The following is a 710-nucleotide window of genomic DNA, read 5'->3' as shown; positions in this document are numbered from 1 at the left end:
CCGCCACCCGCGCCGCGAACACCGGCGAGACATCCAGGAGTTCGGCCCCCATCCCCCGCCACTGCCCACCCTGCCCCGGGAAGACGAGCACGGGGCCCGCGCTGCCCGCGACCGGCTCGCCGCCCACCACCGCGCCGGACGGCACGTCGTCGGCCAGCGACCGCAGGCCCGCCAGGAGCTGACCGGCGTCGCCGCCGACCACCACCGCACGGTGCTCCAGCACCGCCCGCCCGGCCACCAGCGACCAGCCCACGCCCACCGCACCGGCCTGCGCCCGCTCCGCGAAGTCCGCCAGCCTCCCGGCCTGCGCCCGCAGCGCGGCGGGCGAGGCGGCGGACACCACCCACGGCACCGCGCCGCCGAGCGGCGCCCCGGCCGTGAACACCGGCTGCTCCGCGCCGGAATCACCCGCGGGCTCGGGCGGTGCGGCCTCGACGATGACGTGCGCGTTGGTGCCGGAGATGCCGAAGGCGGAGATGCCGGCGCGGCGCGGCCGCCCCTCGTCCTCGGGCCACTGCGTGGCGCGCGTCAGCAGCTCGACGGAACCGCCGCTCCAGTCGACGTGCGGGGTCGGCGCATCGATGTGCAGGCTCGCGGGGAGGACCCCGTGCTGCATCGCCATGACCATCTTGATCAGGCCCGCCATACCCGCCGCAGCCTGCGTATGACCGATATTCGACTTCACCGACCCCAACCACAAAGGCCGCTCC

1 protein-coding gene is annotated in these 710 nt (G+C 76.3%); it reads right to left on the bottom strand.

The genetic code is table 11. From position 1 onward, the window contains the following. On the bottom strand, positions 1–646 hold a 646-nt coding region (locus IH54_RS41020; RefSeq protein ID WP_324607861.1), incomplete at its 3' end, for a ketoacyl-synthetase C-terminal extension domain-containing protein. Between the last annotated feature and the right edge of the window lie 64 nt (positions 647–710).

It is taken from the genome of Streptomyces sp. NRRL F-5123, assembly GCF_000721495.1.
Classification (GTDB): domain Bacteria; phylum Actinomycetota; class Actinomycetes; order Streptomycetales; family Streptomycetaceae; genus Actinacidiphila.
Note: the sequence above shows the minus strand (reverse complement) of the source record. Positions and strands in the feature narration are given on the sequence as shown.